Below are 3,791 nucleotides of genomic sequence, written 5' to 3'. Positions count from 1 at the left end.
TCTAAATACGATTTTCGACTCATAACTAAATTGTTTTTAATTGTTTGAGGCCGAAAAATCGGTTTATTTAGGAAGATTTCTTAGTTTTATGATGGTAAGCTCCCGTTGAAAACGGGTTTAGTTCAACGGAGCTATATACGCCAGTCGTGGCATCCATAGCATATTGACGGTTTTGTATTTCCCAAAACCATGCGTTCAAGCTGATAAATCCATAGCTGGTCTGAAACCACGCCCAGGCGCATATAGCCGGGACGTTGCCGTTCATTGTAAGGAGAACATACCCCAAGAACATTCATTTTAGCTATATTTGAAAAGCTAAAAACAAAAGAATTAATATGCCGGAGAACCAAAATATCGAATGGAAAGAATCTTGGAGAGATGAATATTTAAAATGGATTTGTGGTTTTGCAAATGCAGACGGCGGAAAAATAGTAATCGGAAAAGATGACAACGGCAATATTGTTGGAGTAAAAAATCCTAAAAAGCTACTTGAGGATATTCCCAATAAAGTAAGAGATATATTAGGAATTCTCGTAGATGTTAACTTACATGAAACCCCAGATGGTAATTATATTGAAATTAACGTAGAAGCTTATCCATATCCAGTCAATTACAAAGGACAATATCATTATCGAAGTGGCAGCACCAAACAAGAATTAAAAGGAGCTGCACTTGACAAATTTATGCTTCAAAAAAAGGGAAAACGCTGGGATGGAGTACCAGTTCCCAACATCTCTACCCAAGACTTAAAATCAGAAACATTTGATTTTTTTCGCAAAAAAGCGGTAAAAGCACAACGAATTGACGAAGATGTTCTATCAGATACAAATGACCATTTAATTGAAAATTTGCAACTTAAAGAAAATGACTATATAAAAAGAGCTGCAATACTTCTTTTTCACTCAAATCCAGAAAAATTTGTAACCGGAGCATACATCAAGATTGGATACTTTTTGTCCGATGAAAATTTAAAGTTCCAGGATGAAGTTCACGGAAATATTTTTGAGCAAGTTGAAAAGACTATGGATTTGCTCTTCTCCAAATATATCAATTCGTCAATCAGTTATGAAGGATTAAATCGGGTTGAGAAATATGAATATCCAAAAGACGCAGTACGCGAAGCTCTTCTTAACTCGGTATCACATAAAGATTACTCAGAAGGTGTTCCAATTCAAATTAGCGTCTACCAAGATAAAATCATTTTCTGGAATGAGGGAAAACTACCAGACAACTGGACTATTGAAAAGCTGTTAACGAAACACCCATCAAAACCTTTTAATCCAGACATTGCAAACGCTCTTTTTAGAAGTGGATATATCGAATCTTGGGGCCGTGGAACAATTAAAATGATTAATGAATGCGTCAATTTTGGCATCCCAAAACCAATCTATTTTTACGATATGTCAGGATTTTGGGTGGAATTTAGAAAGGAAAATCTGAATCCCGAATATTTGAAAACTTTAGGTTTAAATGAAAGACAAATAAATGCTATTGAACATCTCAAGAATAAAGGGAAAATAACAAATAGTGATTACCAGACCATTTTTAAAGTTTCCCGAAATACAGCAAGCAGAGATTTAACAGATTTGGTAGATAAAGGATTGTTAAAAGCCTCTAGCATAAAAGGTGCTGGTTCTTTTTATGAATTGCACCATTAATTGCACCAATTGCACCATGAGAAAAGATTAAAAAAAGAAAACATAACGAAGAAAGAAACAACGAAACGGCAACAAAGCTATCATACGCCAGCCGTGGCATCCACAGCATATTGAGGGTTTCGTATTACTCTCTCCCATGCTTTCAAGCTGATAAATCCATAGCTGGTCTGAAAGCCACGTCCAGGCGCATATAGCCGGGACGTTGCCGTTCATGTAACGAATGAAACACTAGGCCACCGCACAAATTGCACATTTGCAAGCCCAACCGCCACAGGCCAAAACTTCAGCTTGCAAAAGAGCAATTTCTTGCCGTTCCGCAAGTTTACATATATTTGTAAAAGCTAAAAGAAAATTGAAAAATACATGCCTGAAAATCAAAACATAGAATGGAAAGAAAGTTGGCGGGATGAATACCTTAAATGGATTTGCGGGTTTGCAAATGCTAAAGGTGGAAAAATTATAATTGGCAAAAATGACAAAGGAGAAATCATCGGCGTTGACAAATTCAAAAAGCTAATGGATGACATTCCCAATAAAATCCAAAACCAATTGGGAATTATTTGCGATGTTGATTTAATGGAGTACGAAGACAAAAAATATATTGAAATTGATGTAAAACCCTACGATGTGCCTATTTCATATCAGGGAAAATATCATTATCGGAGCGGAAGCACCAAACAAGAACTTAAAGGCACTGCTCTAAACGAATTTTTATTAAAAAAGGCTGGTAAAACCTGGGATGATGTTATAGAACCAAGAGCAAATTTTAATGATATCGATACATCTGCAATTGAAGCATTCAAAAAAGGAGCAACTTCAAGTAAAAGAATGCCTTTCATTGAAGAAGAAAATGACATTGAAACCATCTTAGATAATCTTCTACTTCTTGAAAACGGCCAATTAAAGCGTTCTGCAATATTGCTCTTCGGCAAAAGCCCCTGTCGTTTCTACATTAATGCCTACGTAAAAATTGGGCGATTTGGACAAACTGATGACGACCTTCGTTTTCAAGAAGTAGTGGAAGGAAATGCATATCAATTAGCTGATAAAACACTTGACATTCTTGACAAAAAATTTCTGGTCTCCCCCATTTCTTATCAAGGATTACAGCGTGTAGAAAAATGGGAATACCCTTACGAAGCAATCCGTGAAGTGATTCTCAATGCAATAGTGCACCGGGACTATATGGGGGCACCAATACAAATTAGCGTTTATGACGATAAACTAATAGTCTGGAATGAAGGCTCACTTCCTAATGATTTATCCATCGAAGATTTAAAGAAGAAACACTCTTCTCGCCCCCATAATCCAATTCTTGCAGGAACATTTTTTAAGGGAGGATTAATTGAAGCATGGGGCCGTGGAACAATTAAAATTCTAAATGAATTTAAAAAAGCAGGACTTCCTGAGCCAATTATTGAAAGTACATCAGGAGGAATAAGTATTACACTTCAAAAAAACGCAATTAAGGAAAAAGGTCCTATTTCAAAAGACCTAAATCAACGTCAATTAACGGCAATTGAATTCCTTAAAGAGAACGGAACAATATCAAATAAAACATATCAGGAACTGTGTAAAGTCTCCAAGGCAACGGCTACAAGAGACTTAGCTGAATTAGTTGAAAAATTCAATATGGTGGAAAGGATTGGAGATGTTGGCGCTGGAACTCTTTACAAATTAATTGGCTCATAATTGGCTCAATTGGCTCATAATTGGCTCAAGAATGACTCAAAAAGAAAGAATCCCAGATTAGCTCCCCCCCTTCGCATGCAAGCACATTGGCTGGTCACACAATCTAACGCACAACCGAAACCATCCAATAAGCTTCCAAGCCCAAACACACGAACTGATGATAATAAAACACGAAACGGCAACAAAGCTATATTCGCCAGCCGTGGCTTTCACAACATATTGAGGGTTTCGTTTTACTCTCTCCCATGCTTTCAAGCTGATAAATCCATAGCTGGTCTGAAAGCCACGTCCAGGCGCATATAGCCGGGACGTTGTTGCGACACGATGTCGCTCTATATAATTGTTTTACAAGGCAATGGCCTTGATAAAACCTATTGTTCTTCCAATAGTATCCTACCGGGACAACTGGCGTGTGGTGCAGCCACTGCGGGTTGAAGCTCC

Annotated in this window: 3 protein-coding genes; 2 read left to right on the top strand and 1 reads right to left on the bottom strand. The window is 37.3% G+C overall.

What is annotated here, in order from left to right; genetic code table 11:
- Nucleotides 1-131 precede the first annotated feature (131 nt).
- Nucleotides 132-296 (bottom strand): hypothetical protein, encoded by a 165-nt coding sequence (locus tag DDZ16_RS20820; RefSeq protein ID WP_158275726.1) that lies wholly within the window; start codon nt 294-296, stop codon nt 132-134.
- Between the two features lie 39 nt (nt 297-335).
- On the opposite strand from DDZ16_RS20820, the gene DDZ16_RS20450 reads away from it, so the two are divergent.
- Together DDZ16_RS20450 and DDZ16_RS20440 are read left to right on the top strand one after the other, a co-directional pair.
- Entirely contained in the window at nt 336-1,658 is a 1,323-nt protein-coding gene (locus DDZ16_RS20450) for an ATP-binding protein (protein ID WP_109266346.1), read from the top strand.
- A gap of 363 nt (nt 1,659-2,021) precedes the next feature.
- Entirely contained in the window at nt 2,022-3,350 is a 1,329-nt protein-coding gene (locus DDZ16_RS20440; RefSeq protein ID WP_109266344.1) for an ATP-binding protein, read from the top strand.
- The last annotated feature ends 441 nt before the right edge of the window (nt 3,351-3,791 follow it).

This window comes from Marinilabilia rubra (genome assembly GCF_003121985.1).
Taxonomy (GTDB): Bacteria; Bacteroidota; Bacteroidia; order Bacteroidales; family Marinilabiliaceae; genus Marinilabilia; species Marinilabilia rubra.
Note: the sequence above shows the minus strand (reverse complement) of the source record. Positions and strands in the feature narration are given on the sequence as shown.

What these genes read in the sequence shown, in the direction of transcription:
- DDZ16_RS20820 (WP_158275726.1), bottom strand. Translation starts at nt 296, where the DNA reads ATGAATGTTCTTGGGGTATGTTCTCCTTACAATGAACGGCAACGTCCC.
- DDZ16_RS20450 (WP_109266346.1), top strand. Translation starts at nt 336, where the DNA reads ATGCCGGAGAACCAAAATATCGAATGGAAAGAATCTTGGAGAGATGAA.
- DDZ16_RS20440 (WP_109266344.1), top strand. Translation starts at nt 2,022, where the DNA reads ATGCCTGAAAATCAAAACATAGAATGGAAAGAAAGTTGGCGGGATGAA.